The sequence below is a fragment of the Agrobacterium sp. SORGH_AS_0745 genome, from assembly GCF_030818995.1.
Lineage (GTDB): Bacteria > Pseudomonadota > Alphaproteobacteria > Rhizobiales > Rhizobiaceae > Agrobacterium > Agrobacterium tumefaciens.
Genome location: NZ_JAUTBI010000001.1, coordinates 1756101 through 1772835, shown reverse-complemented (window position 1 = coordinate 1772835; position 16735 = coordinate 1756101). Strand labels below are relative to the sequence as shown.

16 protein-coding genes are annotated in these 16735 nt (G+C 59.3%); 6 read left to right on the top strand and 10 right to left on the bottom strand.

Features of this window, described 5'->3' with window-relative positions; all coding sequences use genetic code 11:
* Nucleotides 1-5: 5 nt before the first annotated feature.
* The 3 genes from kdgD to kduI all read right to left on the bottom strand — a co-directional run bounded on the left by kdgD (nucleotide 6) and on the right by kduI (nucleotide 2595).
* The gene (gene kdgD / locus QE432_RS08050) at nucleotides 6-917 is read right to left on the bottom strand and encodes a 5-dehydro-4-deoxyglucarate dehydratase (RefSeq protein ID WP_003517921.1); all 912 of its coding nucleotides are present in this window, start codon (nucleotides 915-917) and stop codon (nucleotides 6-8) included.
* A gap of 113 nt (nucleotides 918-1030) precedes the next feature.
* Nucleotides 1031-1774: a 2-dehydro-3-deoxy-D-gluconate 5-dehydrogenase KduD gene (kduD, locus tag QE432_RS08045; protein WP_038493824.1), complete on the bottom strand. Its 744-nt coding sequence runs from the start codon at nucleotides 1772-1774 to the stop codon at nucleotides 1031-1033.
* Nucleotides 1771-2595, bottom strand: a complete 825-nt coding sequence (gene kduI, locus QE432_RS08040) for a 5-dehydro-4-deoxy-D-glucuronate isomerase (protein ID WP_003517924.1) — start codon at nucleotides 2593-2595, stop codon at nucleotides 1771-1773. Before kduI ends, kduD begins: the two co-directional genes overlap by 4 nt.
* A 175-nt stretch (nucleotides 2596-2770) precedes the next feature.
* Here kduI and QE432_RS08035 point away from each other — a divergent pair, with 175 nt between their 5' ends.
* From QE432_RS08035 to QE432_RS08025, 3 genes are all read left to right on the top strand, one after another.
* The gene (locus tag QE432_RS08035; protein ID WP_065688900.1) at nucleotides 2771-3568 is read left to right on the top strand and encodes an NAD-dependent epimerase/dehydratase family protein; all 798 of its coding nucleotides are present in this window, start codon (nucleotides 2771-2773) and stop codon (nucleotides 3566-3568) included.
* Nucleotides 3569-3702: 134 nt separating this feature from the next.
* On the top strand, nucleotides 3703-4440 hold the full coding sequence (locus tag QE432_RS08030) for a FadR/GntR family transcriptional regulator (RefSeq protein ID WP_065688899.1): 738 nt from the start codon (nucleotides 3703-3705) through the stop codon (nucleotides 4438-4440).
* Nucleotides 4441-4481: 41 nt separating this feature from the next.
* Nucleotides 4482-4799, top strand: coding sequence for a cupin domain-containing protein (locus QE432_RS08025; protein ID WP_003517929.1), 318 nt, complete (start codon nucleotides 4482-4484; stop codon nucleotides 4797-4799).
* Between the two features lie 12 nt (nucleotides 4800-4811).
* Here QE432_RS08025 and QE432_RS08020 read toward each other — a convergent pair whose 3' ends face one another.
* From QE432_RS08020 to QE432_RS07995, 6 genes are all read right to left on the bottom strand, one after another.
* Complete coding sequence (locus tag QE432_RS08020) at nucleotides 4812-6044, bottom strand: M24 family metallopeptidase (RefSeq protein ID WP_065688898.1); 1233 nt, start codon at nucleotides 6042-6044, stop codon at nucleotides 4812-4814.
* A 352-nt stretch (nucleotides 6045-6396) separates the two neighbouring features.
* A complete protein-coding gene (locus tag QE432_RS08015) occupies nucleotides 6397-8400 on the bottom strand; it encodes an aldo/keto reductase (RefSeq protein ID WP_065688897.1) in 2004 nt (667 codons plus the stop codon).
* 37 nt (nucleotides 8401-8437) lie between these two features.
* The gene (locus QE432_RS08010; RefSeq protein WP_003517934.1) at nucleotides 8438-9523 is read right to left on the bottom strand and encodes an ABC transporter ATP-binding protein; all 1086 of its coding nucleotides are present in this window, start codon (nucleotides 9521-9523) and stop codon (nucleotides 8438-8440) included.
* A 13-nt stretch (nucleotides 9524-9536) separates the two neighbouring features.
* The gene (locus QE432_RS08005) at nucleotides 9537-10373 is read right to left on the bottom strand and encodes a carbohydrate ABC transporter permease (protein WP_003517937.1); all 837 of its coding nucleotides are present in this window, start codon (nucleotides 10371-10373) and stop codon (nucleotides 9537-9539) included.
* Nucleotides 10370-11230 (bottom strand): carbohydrate ABC transporter permease, encoded by an 861-nt coding sequence (locus QE432_RS08000; RefSeq protein WP_306623712.1) that lies wholly within the window; start codon nucleotides 11228-11230, stop codon nucleotides 10370-10372. Before QE432_RS08000 ends, QE432_RS08005 begins: the two co-directional genes overlap by 4 nt.
* A gap of 78 nt (nucleotides 11231-11308) precedes the next feature.
* Complete coding sequence (locus QE432_RS07995) at nucleotides 11309-12580, bottom strand: ABC transporter substrate-binding protein (protein WP_035199351.1); 1272 nt, start codon at nucleotides 12578-12580, stop codon at nucleotides 11309-11311.
* 93 nt (nucleotides 12581-12673) lie between these two features.
* Here QE432_RS07995 and QE432_RS07990 point away from each other — a divergent pair, with 93 nt between their 5' ends.
* Nucleotides 12674-13564 (top strand): helix-turn-helix domain-containing protein, encoded by an 891-nt coding sequence (locus tag QE432_RS07990; protein WP_013761428.1) that lies wholly within the window; start codon nucleotides 12674-12676, stop codon nucleotides 13562-13564.
* Here the strand turns inward: QE432_RS07990 and QE432_RS07985 are convergent.
* A complete protein-coding gene (locus QE432_RS07985) occupies nucleotides 13561-14415 on the bottom strand; it encodes an AraC family transcriptional regulator (protein ID WP_065688895.1) in 855 nt (284 codons plus the stop codon). The two genes, QE432_RS07990 and QE432_RS07985, sit on opposite strands and share 4 nt — an antisense overlap.
* A gap of 123 nt (nucleotides 14416-14538) precedes the next feature.
* On the opposite strand from QE432_RS07985, the gene QE432_RS07980 reads away from it, so the two are divergent.
* Both QE432_RS07980 and QE432_RS07975 read left to right on the top strand, forming a co-directional pair.
* Nucleotides 14539-15735: an MFS transporter gene (locus QE432_RS07980; RefSeq protein ID WP_003517947.1), complete on the top strand. Its 1197-nt coding sequence runs from the start codon at nucleotides 14539-14541 to the stop codon at nucleotides 15733-15735.
* Nucleotides 15736-15823: 88 nt separating this feature from the next.
* Complete coding sequence (locus QE432_RS07975; protein WP_025595931.1) at nucleotides 15824-16720, top strand: LysR substrate-binding domain-containing protein; 897 nt, start codon at nucleotides 15824-15826, stop codon at nucleotides 16718-16720.
* Nucleotides 16721-16735: the final 15 nt, after the last annotated feature.

Sequence of the window (16735 nt, the reverse complement as noted above, 5' to 3'; positions counted from 1 at the left end):
CTTGATCACACCTTGCGCTTGTGCGTGCCGATCAGGGCATCGAGCATGCCGATTTCCTCATTCGTCAGATCCTTCAGCGGCGCGCGCACCGGACCCGCATCAAAGCCCTGCAGGCGAACGCCAGCCTTGATGGCGGAGACAGCGTAACCCTTGGCGCGATTGCGGATCGCCATGAACGGATAGAAGAATTCCGTCAGGATGCGTTCGCAGGTGGCGCGCTCGCCGGCCCGCAGCGCCGCATAGAACTCGTTGGCAAGGCCCGGCACGAAGTTGAAGACGGCCGAGGAATAGGTCGTGAAACCGGCGCCGAGATAGGCTTCGGCAAACAGTTCCGCCGTCGGCATGCCGCCGAGATACATCAGGCGGTCACCCATCTTGGCGGTGATCTGGCGAACGAGACCGATATCACCGGTGCCGTCCTTGAAGCCGACGAGGTTCGGGCACTCATCGCAGAGACGCGCCAGCGTATCCGCCTGAAGCACCGAATTGTCGCGGTTATAAACCATGACGCCGATGCCGACCGACTGGCATATTTTCTTGATGTGCGCGTAAAGGCCTTCCTGCGGCGCATCGATGAGGTAATGCGGCAGAAGCAGGATGCCATCAGCACCGACTTTTTCCACCGAGCGTGCAATATCAACCGCAACCTCGGTGCCGTAGCCGCAGCCGGAAACGATTGCCGTTTCACCGGCCACTTCCTTGGCAGCCGAAACGATAGCAGGGATTTCATCCGGCTTCAGCGAGAAGAACTCGCCCGTACCGCCGGCGGCAAACAGCACCGGCGCCTTGTAACCGGCAAGCCATTCGACATGCGCCCTGTAGCTATCGGCCGCAAAACGACCCTCGGAATCAAAATGCGTTACCGGGAAGGAGAGCAGGCCGGAGCCAAGCGCCGCCTTGATTTGTTCAGGGTTCATAATCCGTATTCCTCTGCAAGTTCACTGACTGGAAGCCACCTAAACCGCTTGCCGCATATTTGTCAACAAGTCATCATACAAGTTATATGATGAATTTTGAAAACCGGCGCGCATTAGCGCGCCAGCCAGCCACCATCGACATTGAGGATGGCGCCATGCACATAGTCGGCCGCCGGCGAGGCGAGGAAAACCGCCGCCCCGGCGATGTCTTCAGAATGCCCCCAGCGGCCTGCCGGGATACGCTCGAGAATGGCCTTGTTGCGGGCAGCATCCGCCCGCAACGCCTCGGTATTGTTGGTTTCGATGTAACCGGGCGCAATGGCATTGACGTTGATGCCCTTCGCGGCCCACTCATTTGCCAGAAGCTTGGTCAGACCCGCAACGCCATGCTTCGCCGCCGTATAAGCCGGCACGCGGATGCCGCCCTGAAACGACAGTAGCGAGGCGATATTGACTACCTTGCCCGGACGACCTTTCGCCAGCAATTCCTTGGCGAAGGCCTGCGTGGTGAAAAACAGCGCCTTGAGATTGACGTCCATCACCTCATCCCAGTCGAGCTCTGAAAACTCCACGGAATCGGCGCGGCGAATGATGCCGGCATTATTGACGAGAATATCGAAACCGGCGTCGGCAAAGCTGTCCCTGGCGGCGAGTGGATCGGCAAAATCAATCGACAATGCGGCGGCCTTGCCGCCGTTCTTCGCGATCATGTCCAGCGTCTCGTCCGGCGCGCGGCGGGCGGCGCAGACAACTTCCGCGCCGGCCGCGGCGAGGCCGACGGCGATTGCTTGACCAAGCCCCGTATTGGCACCCGTCACCAGCGCCTTACGCCCTTGAAGCGAAAAGGGATTTTTCATTTCAGATCCCCCGGCTGGATGAAGTCCATGTCGGTATAATCGACATTGTCCCCAGCCATGGCCCAGATGAACGTGTAAGAGCCGATGCCAGCGCCGGAATGGATCGACCAGGGTGGAGAAATGGCACCCTCTTCGTTGGAAATGAAGAGATGCCGCGTTTCCTGCGGCTCACCCATCAGGTGCAGAACGCGCGACTTTTCATCCATGCCGAAATAGAGATAGGCCTCCATGCGGCGATCATGAATATGCGACGGAATGGTGTTCCAGACGGAGCCGTCCTCCAGCGTCGTATAGCCGAGCACCAGCTGGCAGCTTTCCATGACGAGTGGGTGGATGAACTGGTTGATTGTGCGCTTGTTGGAGGTCTCGGTCGCACCAAGCTTGACCTCCTTGCTGTCGGCAAGGCTGACGAGCTTTGCCGGCAGGCTGCGATGCGCCGGGCATGAAGTGATGTAGAACCGGCCCGCGCCATCGAAGGTCACCGCACCGCTTCCCGCACCGAGATACAGAACGTCGCCACGATTGAGCGTATACGTCTCGCCACCAGCGTTGACCGTGCCGGTGTCGCCGATATTGACGATGCCCATCTCGCGCCTGTCAAGGAAAGACGGCGTCTTGGTTTCCTCGACCTTGTCCAGCATCAGCGGGGCACCATCAGGCACCGCGCCGCCCATGACGAAACGGTCGTAATGGGTATAGATCAGCCTGATTTCGCCGGAACGGAACATGTCGTTGGCGAGGAAATGCTTGCGAAGCCCATCGGTATCGAGCGTTTTTGCATATTCCGGGTTGACGGCCTGCCTTGTTTCGACGGTCAGCATCAAACTCATCCTTCATGATTGTTGCGTATAGGACATAATATATGTTATCCGCTTTTTGTACGATCTGTATGACAAGGTCAAGAGGAACCTGGATATCTCGACCACGCAGGAGACGTTGAATGGGGTTTCCCGCAGCCTCGATGATCCGCAGTCCATTCGTTTAGGGAGAATTGCAATGAAACGGCTTCTTGTTACCGGTGCGGCTGGCCAGCTCGGCCGCGTCATGCGCAAGCGCCTCGCACCTATGGCCGAGATATTGCGTCTTGCCGATCTTTCGCCGCTCGATCCTGCCGGGCCGAACGAGGAATGCGTGCAATGCGATCTGGCCGACGCCAGCGCCGTCGATGCGATGGTCGCCGATTGTGACGGCATCGTCCATCTTGGCGGCATATCGGTGGAGCGGCCTTTCGAGCAGATTCTTCACGGTAATATCATCGGGCTTTATAACCTCTATGAGGCGGCCCGCGCCCATGGGCAGCCGCGAATCGTCTTCGCCAGCTCCAATCACACGATCGGTTATTATTCCCAGACAGAGCGGCTTGGCCCCAACGTTCCCTTCCGGCCGGACGGTCTTTACGGCGTGTCCAAATGTTTCGGCGAAAGCCTCGCCCGCATGTATTTCGAAAAATTCGGCCAGGAAACGGCGCTGGTCCGTATCGGCTCCTGCACGCCGGAACCGCAAAATCACCGCATGTTGTCGACCTGGTTTTCGCAGGATGATTTCGTATCGCTGATCGAGGCGGTTTTCCGCGCGCCGGTGCTCGGCTGCCCGGTCATCTGGGGCGCATCGGCCAATGACGCGGGCTGGTGGGACAATTCCCACCTCGGCTGGCTTGGCTGGAAACCGAAGGACAACGCCGAGACTTTCCGGCAGCACATTGCCGAGACAACACCGCAACCAGACCCTAGAGATGCGGTGGCGCGTTTTCAGGGCGGCGTTTTCATCGACAATCCGATCTTCAAGGCGACGTGAAATGCCATTCGGGACCGACAGGCATGATAACCGGTCTTTCCTGCGCGTGCAGCGGGATTGCAAGCCGGACCGCGAATGACGTATCGAGGAATACCGGACGCTAACCTGCACCCTTTTTTAGAACGGCGATGACAATGACAAAAGCGATAACCTCCGAACCGGCAGCTCCGCAAGCCAAGACGCTTGTGGTGAAGGTTTCCGAGGAGCTCCGCAGCCAGATCGCCAAGGGCCGTTATAAGACAGGCGAGCGCCTGCCTTCCGAAGCGCAGATGACGCAGGAATTCGGCGTAAGCCGCACCGTGGTGCGCGAGGCCATCGCCTCACTGAGGTCCGACGGGCTGGTCGAGCCGCGTCAGGGTGCGGGCGTCTTCGTGCTGGAGCCACCGCCTGTCGAGCGACGGCCGTTCCATAATGTCGATCTTGCCCGCGTGTCGTCCCTGATCGAAATGCTCGAACTGCGCACCGCCGTGGAAGGTGATGCCGCCGGTCTTGCGGCCGTTCGCCGCTCCCCGGCGCAGGAGGAAAAAATCATCGAAGCCTTCGATGCCTTCCGCGCCAGTGCCGCCAAGGGCATTCCGACAGCAGAGGCCGACTTCGCTTTTCACCTGGCTGTTGCCGACGCAACCAACAATCCGCGCTTCAGCGAGTTTTTACAGGTGCTTGGCCCCACGCTCATTCCGCGCCGCGCCGTTGCCGAAAACGGCAAGGAAACCGTGCTTTCACCCGCTGACCTCAACCGGCTTGTCGGTGAGCACGAAGCGATCCTGATTGCGATACAGGACGGCGACGAAGAGGCGGCAAGAAGCGCCATGCGCCATCACCTGAAAAGCAGCCAGACGCGTTACCGCGCCATGCTGCGCGCGCCGCGCTGAATTTCAAGCTTGAACGACATCGCATGACCGAGGAGAAAGACATGCAGCAGCTTCCGACATTCCCCACCGTTTCACCCGACGATGGTGTTGAACGCACCGTGCTTTCCGAAGCGCCGGAGCTGATGGTGGTTTCGTTCCGCTTCAAGACCGGCGCCGAAGGCAAGCTGCACAACCATCCGCATGTGCAATCCACCTATGTCGCCAGCGGCAGCTTCCGCTTTTATCGCGATGGCGAAGCTTACGACCTGCAGAAAGGCGACAGCCTCATCATTCCCGGCCATGTCGAGCACGGCTGCCTCTGCCTGGAAGAGGGCGAGCTGATCGACTGCTTCACCCCTCGCCGCGACGACTTTCTTTGAATCTGGCCGGCCTCAGGCCCCGGACAAATCCCGCAGGGTGCGTGGCAGGCTGTTCATGCACTCTGCCCCTGCTGTAGTAATGAGGAACTGGTCCTCGATCATCAGCGCACCCAGACCTTCGCCGTAAAACGGCGCTTCAAGTGCCACGACCATGCCGGGAAGAATGACCTCCTCATTGTCATGGGAAAAGAACGGCCATTCCTCGATGCCTACGCCGCCGCCGACGGAATGGCCGAAGTGACCGCGATAATATTCGCTGAATCCGTCTTTGCGCATCGAAGCCAGCATGGCGGCGTGCACCGCACCGAATGTATTGCCGGGACGAATCGCTTCCAGCCCGCTGGTAAAAGCTGCCTCCAGCGCCTTGAAAATATTGGCCGCGAGCGGGGAGACCGGACCCCATGAAAACGTCCGCGCGCCATCCGACGAATAACCATCGACCAGCGTGCCAACATCGGCCTTGATCAGGGCACCGGGCGCGACGACCGCCGTCATATCCGACAGGGCCGGACCAACCGATATATAGTCCCAATGGCCGCTCAGCGAAAAACCCGACTTCAAGGCATGCGACTGAGCGCCGGCTTTCCACGCGTTGGAAAGCTGGCTGAGCGCCACGCCCGGCCGCACGGCCGCCGCCATCTCGACCAGCCCGGCCTCAGCGGCCGCTGCGGCCCGCCTGAGAAGTTCAATCTCGCGCACGGATTTCACCGCACGCAGACGTTTCAGCACTGTCGAACCATCAACCCAGGTCACAGCGGGCGTCGCCTCACGAAGAGCCGAAAAATCGGCGGCGGGCATGAATTCGAGATCGGCACCGATACGCGCCGCAGACAGCCCGCGTTCCTCCAGAAGGTCGGCCAGCAAAACAAAGCAGGCGGCGCGATCGAATGTCTCCGGCCTCTGTCCGCCGGAATTGTTTCGGCGATAGGCACCGTCTACCTGCGAGACGTTTTCGACACCCGACATATCGACCATATCGATCCAGATGCGATGCCGGCGCAGATCGACATCAGGCGCGGCCTTCTCGACAAGAGGTGCGGCGTGATCGCTGACGACGGCGGCAAGCCCGGACGCAGCATCGGCTGGGACAAGCGCAATCGCCGACCCCGCCCTGCCCCACATCGTCGCAACACCGGCATTTGCTCCAACCGCATAACGGAAGGCTTCGGGCTGGAAAAGCACCAGCGCATCCATGCCCGCCTCACCCATCAACTGCTGCGCACGGCCTCGATCGATATCGCCCATAAGAACCTCGGTAGATTGTTTCACCCGCCGTGTTTTCAGGCGGGCGCAATAATATCAAGATCCCGATTTATCAGCGGCTGCTGAGAGAAAGAAGCAGGAAAACAAGATAAGGTAGGAGGTTGGGGATAGTCGTCCTATAAAACAGTGCTTTAGCACCACCACAGCATCCGCATTCCGTCACCCTGACGAGGTCGGGGGTCCAGCACGGTCAATTCCTTGATTGCAAAAGGCTCCGGCCACGGCGCTGACACACCGTGGCTGGATGCCGGGTCAAGCCCGGCATGACGCAGGAGAGGTAGCCGACTTTATCATCCATCCGGAGACCGCGGAAAACCCGCCGCCTCGTGTCGCGTCACGCCTCCAGCCACTTAACCTGCTCGGCCGTCAGCTTGATATCCAGCGAAGAAAGGCTGTCCTCCAGTTCGGCAATGGTGCGCGGCCCGATCAGCGGAATGACCGGGAAAGGCTGGGCGATGACATAAGCGAGCGCGATGTGGATCGGATGGCGGCCGAGTTTCCGGGCAAGCTCGATCGCCCGGTCGCGGCGGTCGAAGTTGCGGTCGGAATACCAGACGCGGACGATTTCCTCGTCATCTCGCTTGTCCCGCCCCGCCCGGTCGGTGAAGAAGCCGCGCCCCTGGCTCGACCAGGCGAAATTCGGGATCTGGCGGGATTGGAGCCATGCCTTCCACTCATCATCCGATGCCGCCACACACCCCGCCCAGATGGGATCGAGCATCTCGGCAAGCGAGAAATTGTTGGAAAGTGCGCCCGGCGCCTGTTTGCCGTTCTCTTGCGCATAGGCGGTGGCCTCGTCCATACGCTCGCGCGTCCAGTTCGATCCCCCGAAAATGCCCCGAATGCGACCACGCCGGACTTCGGCATCCATAGCATCGACAAATTCGCCGACCGGCACGTCGGGATTGTCACGATGCATGAAATAGACATCGACATAATCCGTCTTCAGACGCTCCAGCGACTGGTTGAGCTGCTTGGCGATCATGTCCGGATAGCAGAGGGGCGAATGCGCGCCTTTGCCGATCAGCACGATTTCTTCGCGCGGCACGTTGCGGCTGGTGTGCCAGTCACCGAATATGGCTTCCGTCTTGCCGCCGCCATAGACATAAGCTGTATCGAACAGATTGCCGCCCGCCTCATAAAAGGCATCGAGCGTCAGGGACGCGGAGGCGAAATTGGGGAAGAACTCGAAACCGAGCGCAACCACCGAAGCGGGTTTGGTGAGGCCGGGTATCTGCCGCTTCGGAACCGCATTGCCTGCCACGACCTTGCCACCGGCAATATTCGTGATGCGAGAGGTTGCTTTTTCGACGCTGTATTCCAAGCCAACGGCGGCACGCCACTGGTCCATGACACGTAGATTGCCGAGACTGTCGGCCCAGCCCATGCCGGGCGCGACGAATTCCTGCTTGCCCTGCCTTATCGCCTCACCTGCCGCATCGACTTCGAAGGAATAGAGCCAACGGTCTTCCGGCAATTCGATGGTTTCGACCTTGTCGCCCCTGAAAACATCGATCCGGCCGGTGCCACCCTTGTGGCCGGCGGCGAACCAGAAATCCTTGACTTCGATACGGCCTTCCGAACCGATAATGCGCAGCACATTGTCCTGGCCTGCCATGATCGAGCAGGAGACTTCGGCAACGATACCGTTCGAAAATTTCAGAACGGCCGAAGCCCATTCATCGACGCCCGACTGGCCGAGATGGGCCGCACCTACAATCTTTTCGGGTTCAGCAAAGGGTTTTTCATCGACTGCACCGGCAATCAGCCGCACCATGGATACGGGATAACCGCCGACATCGAGAATGCCGCCGCCTGCCGTCTCATTGGAAAACAGACGATGATCGGCACGGAAAGACCCCATGTTGAAACCGAAACTGGAGCGGATGATGCGGATATCGCCAACGGCGCGGCTCCTGATCAACTCTACCAGTTTTGCCGTCTGCGGATGCAGGCGGTACATATAGGCCTCGCCCGCAAAGACATCAGCTTTTTTCGCTTCGTGGAAAATGGCGTCGGCGTCATAGGCGGAAAGCGCGATGGGCTTTTCCACCAGCACGTTTTTGCCCGCACGGATCGCCTTGATCGCCCATTCCGCATGGCCGGTATGGGGCGTGGCGATATAGACGGCGTCGATATGGGGATCGGAAAGCAGCGCATCGTAACCGTGGATGATGCGCGCGCCGGGAAAGGCGTCAGCAAGGCCGGGCTTGTCCGGATTGCGGGTGGCGATAGCCTCGAGCTTACCCGTGCGGGAATGGGCAATGCCGTCCGCAAAGGTCTTGGCGATGGTGCCCGGGCCGATAATGCCCCAGCGGATCGGTTGGTCGGTCGTCATGAAATCCTCGTCTTGACTTGCGTGCTTCGGAAAGGGTTCAGCGCAGGCGATTGCCCTGACTGTCGAAAAGAAATGCCTTGCGGGCGGAAAGACCGACCGTCAGCCGGTCACGATTGGCGACGTCTCGCGATTCCGGCCGCTCGATGACGAGTTGCTCACCGCCTTCCGTACGGGCATAGACATAGCTGGTATTGCCGAGGTGCTCGGCGACATCGACGTGGACGGTGAGATCGGCATCGCCCTGCCCGATATCGGCAAAATGTTCGGGTCGGATGCCGAGCGAAACCTTGCTTCCCTCATCGAGCCGGTCCTTGATCGGCAGGGTCAGCCGCACGGCAGGATCGCTGTCGAGCGACAGCGTAACGCTTTGTCCACCTGTACCGATGACGGTCGCCTCCAGAAAATTCATCTTCGGCGAACCGACGAAACCGGCAACGAAACGGTTGGCGGGGTCGTCATAAAGATCGAGCGGGGCACCGACCTGTTCGATATTTCCCGCCCTCAAAACCACGATCTTGTCGGCCAGCGTCATCGCCTCGGTCTGGTCGTGGGTGACATAGATCATCGTGGTGCCAAGCTGCTTGTGCAGCCGCGAGATTTCCACCCGCATCTGCACCCGAAGTTCCGCATCGAGGTTCGACAAGGGCTCGTCGAACAGAAAGACCTGCGGTTCGCGCACGATGGCGCGGCCGATGGCGACACGCTGCCGCTGCCCGCCGGAAAGCTGCTTTGGCCGGCGTTCCATCAACTCATTGATCTGCAGGATTTCGGCGGCGCGGCTGACACGCTTTTCCGTGTCGGCCCTGGGATTACCGTTCATCCTCAGGCCGAAGGACAGGTTTTCGGCAACCGTCATGTGCGGATAAAGCGCATAGGATTGAAACACCATGGCGATGCCGCGATCGGCCGGATCGGCATCGTTGACCGTTCTGCCGCCGATACTGATATCGCCGTCCGATATATCCTCCAGCCCCGCGATCATACGCAGAAGCGTTGATTTGCCACAGCCGGACGGGCCGACGAAGACCACGAACTCGCCATCGGCAATATCGAGATCTGCACCATGGATGACTTTCAGCGCACCGTAGCGCTTGACGACATTCTTGAGCGAAAGTTCCGCCATGCGGTCTCTCCCCTTACTTGACTGCCCCGGCGGAAATGCCGGCGATGAAGTGGCGCTGCAAAGCCACGAAAACGATGAGAATGGGTGCGGTGAGCAGAACTGCACCGGCCATGATGCCGCCCCATGACACTTTGGTGAGCCCGATGAGGGTGCCAAGTGCCACGGGTGCGGTCATCATTTCCGGACGGGAGTTGATCAGCAGCGGCCAGAGATAATTATTCCAGGAAGCGAGGAAGAGGATGATGGACAGCGCCGCCATGGTGGGGCGCGCCAATGGCAGGGCAATGCGCAGGAATATCTGCCATTCCTTGACGCCCTCGACCCTTGCGGCATCGAAAAGCTCCGTTGGCATCATGGAAAAGGATTGCCGCATGAACAGCACGCCGAGCGAGTTAAACAGTGGCGGCACGATAAGTGCCACCCAGGTGTTGGCGAGCTTGAATTCGCGCGCCACCATGATGAATTGGGGAATGACGACAACTGCAAAAGGCAAGGTGATGGTGCCGAGAATGATGGCGATCACCACCGAGCGTCCGGCAAAACGATAGCGCGCCAGCGCCCAGCCCGCCATGGAGGTCAGAAACACCGAGAGAACCGTATAGATGACCGCAACGGTGATCGATATGAACATCGCCCGCAGGAAGTTGGTATCCGCCTGAAGGTTTTTGAAGTTCTCGATGAAATTGGTGGACGGGACGAGCACGATGTCGGGGCTGAAAATGCCAAAATCAGGCATTGTCGAGAACACGAACATCATCCACAGCGGAAATAGCCAGATGAGGGCAAGCGGCGTCAGCGTCGCATGCAGCGCGATCTTCTGCCAGAGAAGCGATCTGGATTTCGATCTCATTTCGGCTCCCTCCCGACCCAGAGATTAAGAAGCGAAATGGCGATGGCGAGCGCCGCCATGGTGTAGGCGATGGCCGAGGCGTAGCCGAAATTGAGCGAAGTGAAGCCCTGCCGGTAAAGGAACAACCCCAGCGTTTCCGTACCGCCGCCCGGCCCACCCCTGTTGGTGATGAGGAAAGGCTCGGCAAAAAGCTGCATGGTGCCGATGACGGACAGGACCACGCAGAAAAGGATGATGGGTTTCAAAAGCGGCAGTGTGATGTGGAAGAACTGCTGCCGCTTGTTCACCTTGTCCAGTGTCGCCGCCTCATAGACATCGCTGGGGATGGATTGCAGGCCGGCCAGAATGATGATGGCGTTATACCCCGCCCAGCGCCATGTGACGGCGATGATGACCAGCGCCATGGCCGCATTGGCATTGTCGAACCACGAGATGGGCGAAAGGCCAACGGAAGTGATGAGCTTGTTGATGATGCCGAAATCGGCACTGAACATCAGCCGGAAGACTGCCGCATAAGCGACTTCTCCGACGACGACGGGTGCAAAGAAGGCAAAACGGTAAAGCGGGTGCACCTTCAACAGTGGCGAGTTCAGAAGTACCGCCATGACGGTCGCAAGCGCGATCATGACAGGCACCTGAATGACCAGAATGATCAGCGTATTGTAGAGCGCATTATAAAACGCCGGATCGGAGACCAGCCTGCCCCAGTTCATGGAGGGCGCAAACCGCCAGGGATTGATGCGGGTGTTCTGAAACGACAGCATGAACGAGCTAACGATCGGCCAGACCCAGAACGTCGCGAAAATCAGAAGATAGGGCGCAAGGAACGCATAAGCGATCCTGTTCCTTGACGGCATGACGACCTCCAGATGCGATGGTTGGAAAGCTTGGAGAGGCCGGTCCTGCTAAACCGCAAGGCCGGCCATCCGAGAGCTTCATTCCGCGACCGGCAGCCCCGTGGCCGTTTCGATCTGCTTTGCGGCATCGTCAAGAGCTGCTTTCGCATCGGGATAACCACCCGCGAAATATTTGGTCTGCGTCGCCTTGTAGATCGCATCTGCATCCGACTGGAACGCGGTGCCACGGCTGGGCACGATTTTCGGCAGGGTCGCCAGAATATCGGTCCAGACCGCCTGCCCACCCCAATAGGGCTGCTTTTCCTTGACGAAAGGATCATCGATGGCGGAGAGAAGCGAGGGAACGAGGCCGAAGGACTTCAGCATCGTCACCTGCCCCTCATTGGTGGTCAGCGCGTAGTCGATGTACTTCCAGGCGGCTTCCTTGTGCTTGGACGCCGAACTTATCGCCAGCGAAGAGCCACCGAGATTGGCTGCATGCGGACCGTCAGGCGTAAGGCTCGGCATCATATAGACACCCCACTTGCCCGAAAGACCGGGAGAGCCGGAGCGAACCGTGCCTTCATACCAGGCGCCATACATCTGGCTCGCGGCCTTGCCGGCAGTATTGGCCTGGATCTTCTCATCCCAGATCGCAGCCGTGATGATGCCGGCATCCTTCATCTGCTTGATCTTTTCAAGCGTCGCGACACAGGCAGGTTTGTTGATGGTGATGTTCTGGCCGTCGGTCGAAAAGTAACCGCATCCCTGCTCGTTGGCGATCATGCGGAACCACTCGCTGTCGCCGTTGAAATCGGCCTGCGCCATCACGGTGCCGGGATTGGCGGCCATGACCTTCTTGCCAGCCGCGATGAAATCATCCCAGCTTTTGATGGTGGCCGGATCGACAGCGGCCTTTTCGTAGAAATCGCGCCGGTAAAAAACGGCCACCGGACCCGAATCCCAAGGCACCGCATAAGCTACGCCATCGACCTCCAGTTCCGTGCGCTTAAAGTCAGGAAAAAGCGCCTGTTTTTCAGGCGTATAGCCAAGTGCAGTCAAATCCGTGAAACAATCCGGGAACCGGCTCCAGAACAGTTCCGCCTCGAAATTTTCGACCGTTACAATATCCGGGAGGCCGTCGCCACCCGCTGCGCAAGCCGCCAGCGTCTTGTCGAAAACCTGATCGTTTCCAAGGTCTTCAACAACAATCTTGATGTCAGGATTTTGCTTGTTGAACCCTTCGACAGTGGATTTAAGCGCCGATGCGGCGACATTCCAGCTCCAGATGGTTAAGGTCTCGGATTGCGCCATTACCGGTGCCGCAAGGAGCACCAGAGCCGTCGACGCGCCAAGAAATTTAAAGCACATTGAAAACCTCCCTTTTTTCAATTGCCGTTCTTTAGCGAACATGGGCACATTACCGGCGGCAGGAAATCTGTCTCGTACAAAGGGAACATCGATTTGGCGGAAAGTAAGATTGCGGAAAGAGCCTTCTACCAGCCGGGTGCAAGCAGCATCGAAGGCATGCCGACCACGCTCCAGCTTTTTTACAACCACCCGCCCATCATGCTCAGGCCGCACTGGCATGCGCAGGTGGAGGTGAACTATGTGATGTCGGGATCCGTACATTACCGGATGGGCGACCACGACCTTTCGCTCGATGCCGGCCAGATGTGCATTTTCTGGGGCGGCCAGCCGCACCAGATGGACCGTTCCTCCGATGATTCGATTTATGCGGGCGCGCATCTGCCGCTCGTCCATTTTTTCCGCATGCGGCTGCCGGCTGCGGTTTCCAGCCTGCTGATGGGCGGCGCAACGATGGTGAGTGCGCAGACGGACCGGGCCGACGAGGAAAATTTCGGCCGCTGGTTCCGTTACGTCACGTCGGGTGATCCGGCCAAGGCGCAGCACGCGGTGGAGGAATTGCTGCTGCGGGTGGAGCGCATGTTCCTCGAGCCCTATACCGTCATATCCTCCGCCGTCAGCGGCAAACGGGAAGAGAACGACGAGAGCATGGCGCCCTCAATCGGCGTGGTGCGCATGTGCGATTTCATTGCCGCCAATTTTCTAGACGACATCGACGCGACCGAAATTGCCCGCGCCGCCTCGCTTCATCCGAAATACGCGATGAACCTGTTTCGCAAATCCACCGGCATGACGCTGATCAAATATCTGACCTTGCTCAGGCTTTCCCGCGCCCAGGCGATGCTGATGAACGGCAAGGACAATATTTTGCAGATTGCCATGGAAAGCGGCTTCGGCTCCGTCAGCGCCTTCAACAAGGCGTTTCGTCAAATCGCCGGCATGTCGCCTTCCGATTTCCGCCGCGATATGCGCGCGACGGCGGCTTAATTTTCCGCCTCTTCAAAATCGGAGTAGCCGGCACTGCGCTGGCCGGCCGCCTTGCGATAGGCGCGGGGCGAATTGCCGAGCATTCGCCGGAACATGGTGGTGAAAGCCGGAATATTTTCATAACCGGCATCCAGCGCCACATTGGTCACCGCCTCGCCCGCGGCAAGCCTCGGCAAAGACGCAAAAATGCAGGCCTGCTGACGCCAGGTGACAAAACTCACCCCCAACTCTTTACGAAATAACCGCGTAAAGGAGCGCCGGCTCATGCCCATGGCGGCGGCCCAGTCATCGATTTCCACTCTGGCCACAGGCTTTTTCAGGAACTCGCGGCAAAGACCGGCAAGACGCTGATTATCGGGAAAGGGTAATCCCAGCGGGCGTTCCGGCAGACGGTTTACCTCATCAAGCAGAAGCGCCCGCACCAGTCCCTGCCGATGAAAAGCGGCAGGTTGCAACTCCTCGCCCAGCAATTCCAAAATCAGGCTGGAGGCAAGGGCGGTAATTTCCACCACCCTTGGGGCCTCGGCTTGAAACAGATCGGGGTGAACGTAGATCGAATGCATCTCCACCGTTGAGATGATCTCAGCCTCGTGTTTCAGCCCGGCTGGAATGATAAGCCCGTGACCGGGCGGTATCATCCAGCGCCCGGCGGCGGTGCTGACCAGCACGACGCCCTGGCGTGCGCACCATATCTGCACCCGGCCATGGCTGTGGACAGGGGTATGGTGTCCTGTCGGATAGGCACGGTGAAGCGCCAGCACCGGCTCGTTGGTGCCGTCGATCAATTTCAGGCTGCGCTCATGGTCGTCATCCGCCAGACGGGCGGGTTTTAGCGATTTGATTTTTGCCATTTGGCCCATTCACAAAGAAACTCGTCCAGAACACGAAAGCAGGCCAGAAACAATATGAATAAAAGCGGGAAGAAATAAAGACACGTTTCCCGTCTCTCGCGGGGAATCTGGAGAGGATACATCATGGCCACCGTCACCAGCACCGGGTTCAGCCCGCAACGCACGGCGTTTTCAATCATTGCAGCAGCCAGCTTCTGCCACATGCTCAACGACATCATGCAATCGCTACTGACGTCGCTTTATCCGCTGCTGAAGGCCAATTATGCGCTCGACTTCATGCAGATCGGGCTGCTCACCTTCGCCTTTCAGGTCACGGCATCGCTGTTGCAGCCGGTCGTCGGCATGGTGACCGATCGCTGGCCCATGCCTTTCTCCCTGCCAGTCGCCATGCTCTCCACCTGTGCTGGCCTCATCACGCTCGCATTCGCTCACAGCTTCGAGGTGCTCGTGATCGGCGCCTGCCTGATCGGTGTCGGCTCGGCGATCTTCCATCCGGAGGCGTCACGCGTTGCCCGTCTGGCATCCGGTGGTCGCCACGGTCTGGCACAGTCCTTCTTCCAGGTTGGTGGTAATACAGGCACGGCCATCGGCCCGCTGCTGGCCGCCTTCATCGTCATCCCGTTCGGTCAAGCCAGCCTCAGCTGGTTCTCACTGATCGCGCTGATGGGCTTTGCCGTCTTGTCCTGGGTCGGCGTCTGGTATACCCGCCACCGTCGCGCGAATGTCGGCAAGGCTCCGGCCAGCCGCGCACTTCCGCTGGCACGCGGCACCGTGATGATGACGCTTGCCGTGCTGGTGGTTTTGACCGCCACCAAGAACGCCTATCTCGCTAGCCTTTCCAGCTATTTCACCTTCTACACCATTGAGAAGTTCGGGCTGGGCGTGCAGGATGCGCAGGTTCTGCTGTTCCTCTTCCTTGGCGCTTCTGCGGCGGGCGTTTTCTTCGGTGGTCCGATCGGCGACCGCTTCGGCTCGCGCGTCGTCATCTGGTTCTCGATCCTCGGCGTCATTCCCTTCGCGCTGATGCTGCCCTATGCGAACCTGTTCTGGACGACCGTTCTAGTCGTCGTCATCGGCTTCGTCTTCTCTTCCGCCTTCTCGGCAATCGTCGTGTTCGCGCAGGAACTGGTACCCGGGCGCGTTGGTCTCATCGCCGGCATGTTCTTCGGTTTCGCCTTTGGCTTCGGTGGCATCGGGGCCGCGGTTCTCGGGATCTATGCGGACAAGGAAGGCATCGAGTTCGTCTATCGCATCTGCTCCTACCTGCCGCTGCTCGGCCTGTTGACCGTGCTTTTGCCAAAGTTGCCGAGCCACCGGTAAAGACCCTTCGCTCTCAAGCGTTTCGTCACGGCAGTCACCTGTGATAATCACGGTGACTGCCGTAATTCGTTGAGCGAAGACCAGCCACATGCAGATACCGATAAAATCGATCCTCGTCTTTCATGCTGCGGCAAGGGCGGGCAGCATTTCGCGGGCGGCGGAAGAGCTGAGCGTTACGCCTTCAGCCGTTTCCCAGCAGATCCAGTTGCTCGAAGGCCAGCTTGGCACGACGCTGATGGCGCGGACCGGCCGCAAGGTGACGCTGACGGAGGCGGGCGAGCGGTACTTCTCGATGATCACCGCACAGATCGAGCAGATCAGCGATGCCACCGACAGTATTCGCGGCTTCCGCTCGGTGACCACGCTGACAATCAGGGCAACCCCGACCATTTCCAACAAATGGCTGCTGCCGCGTCTCGGCTCCTTTCTGGAGGAGCATCCCGAACTGGAAGTGCGCCTTGACGGCACCAACGAGCCGACCGATTTTTCGCAGGAGCTTGTCGACATAGAGCTGCGCCATGGCGATGGCCGCTGGCCGGGCCTGTTTGTGGAAGGACTCGTGGAGGAGGAGTTCCTGCCGGTCTGTTCACCGGACATGCCCGGTGCCGGTACATTCCTGCCCGAAGATTTGCAGAACCAACGGCTTATCCACTCGGTCAAGGCGCAGGCGCAATGGAACCACTGGTTCCCGCTTTCCGGCGTGACGGCTGAAAAGCGCTGGCGTCGCGTTCTGTTCGATCGCAGCCACATGGCCATCGACGCCGCCGTTCTGGGCATCGGCGTGGCGCTGGAAAGCACGTTGATGATGGAGCGGGAACTGCAACGCGGAATGCTGATCCCGGCCGTGGCCGATGCGCCCCGCATCAAGCTCGTCACGCAATGGATCGTTTGCCCGCATTCCCACCTGCGTCAGAGAAAAGTGACGCTGTTTCTGGAGTGGATGCGAAAACAACGCGACGAGTGGCGTGCCCGTCGCGTTGTCTGATGCTTCAGGCTCCCT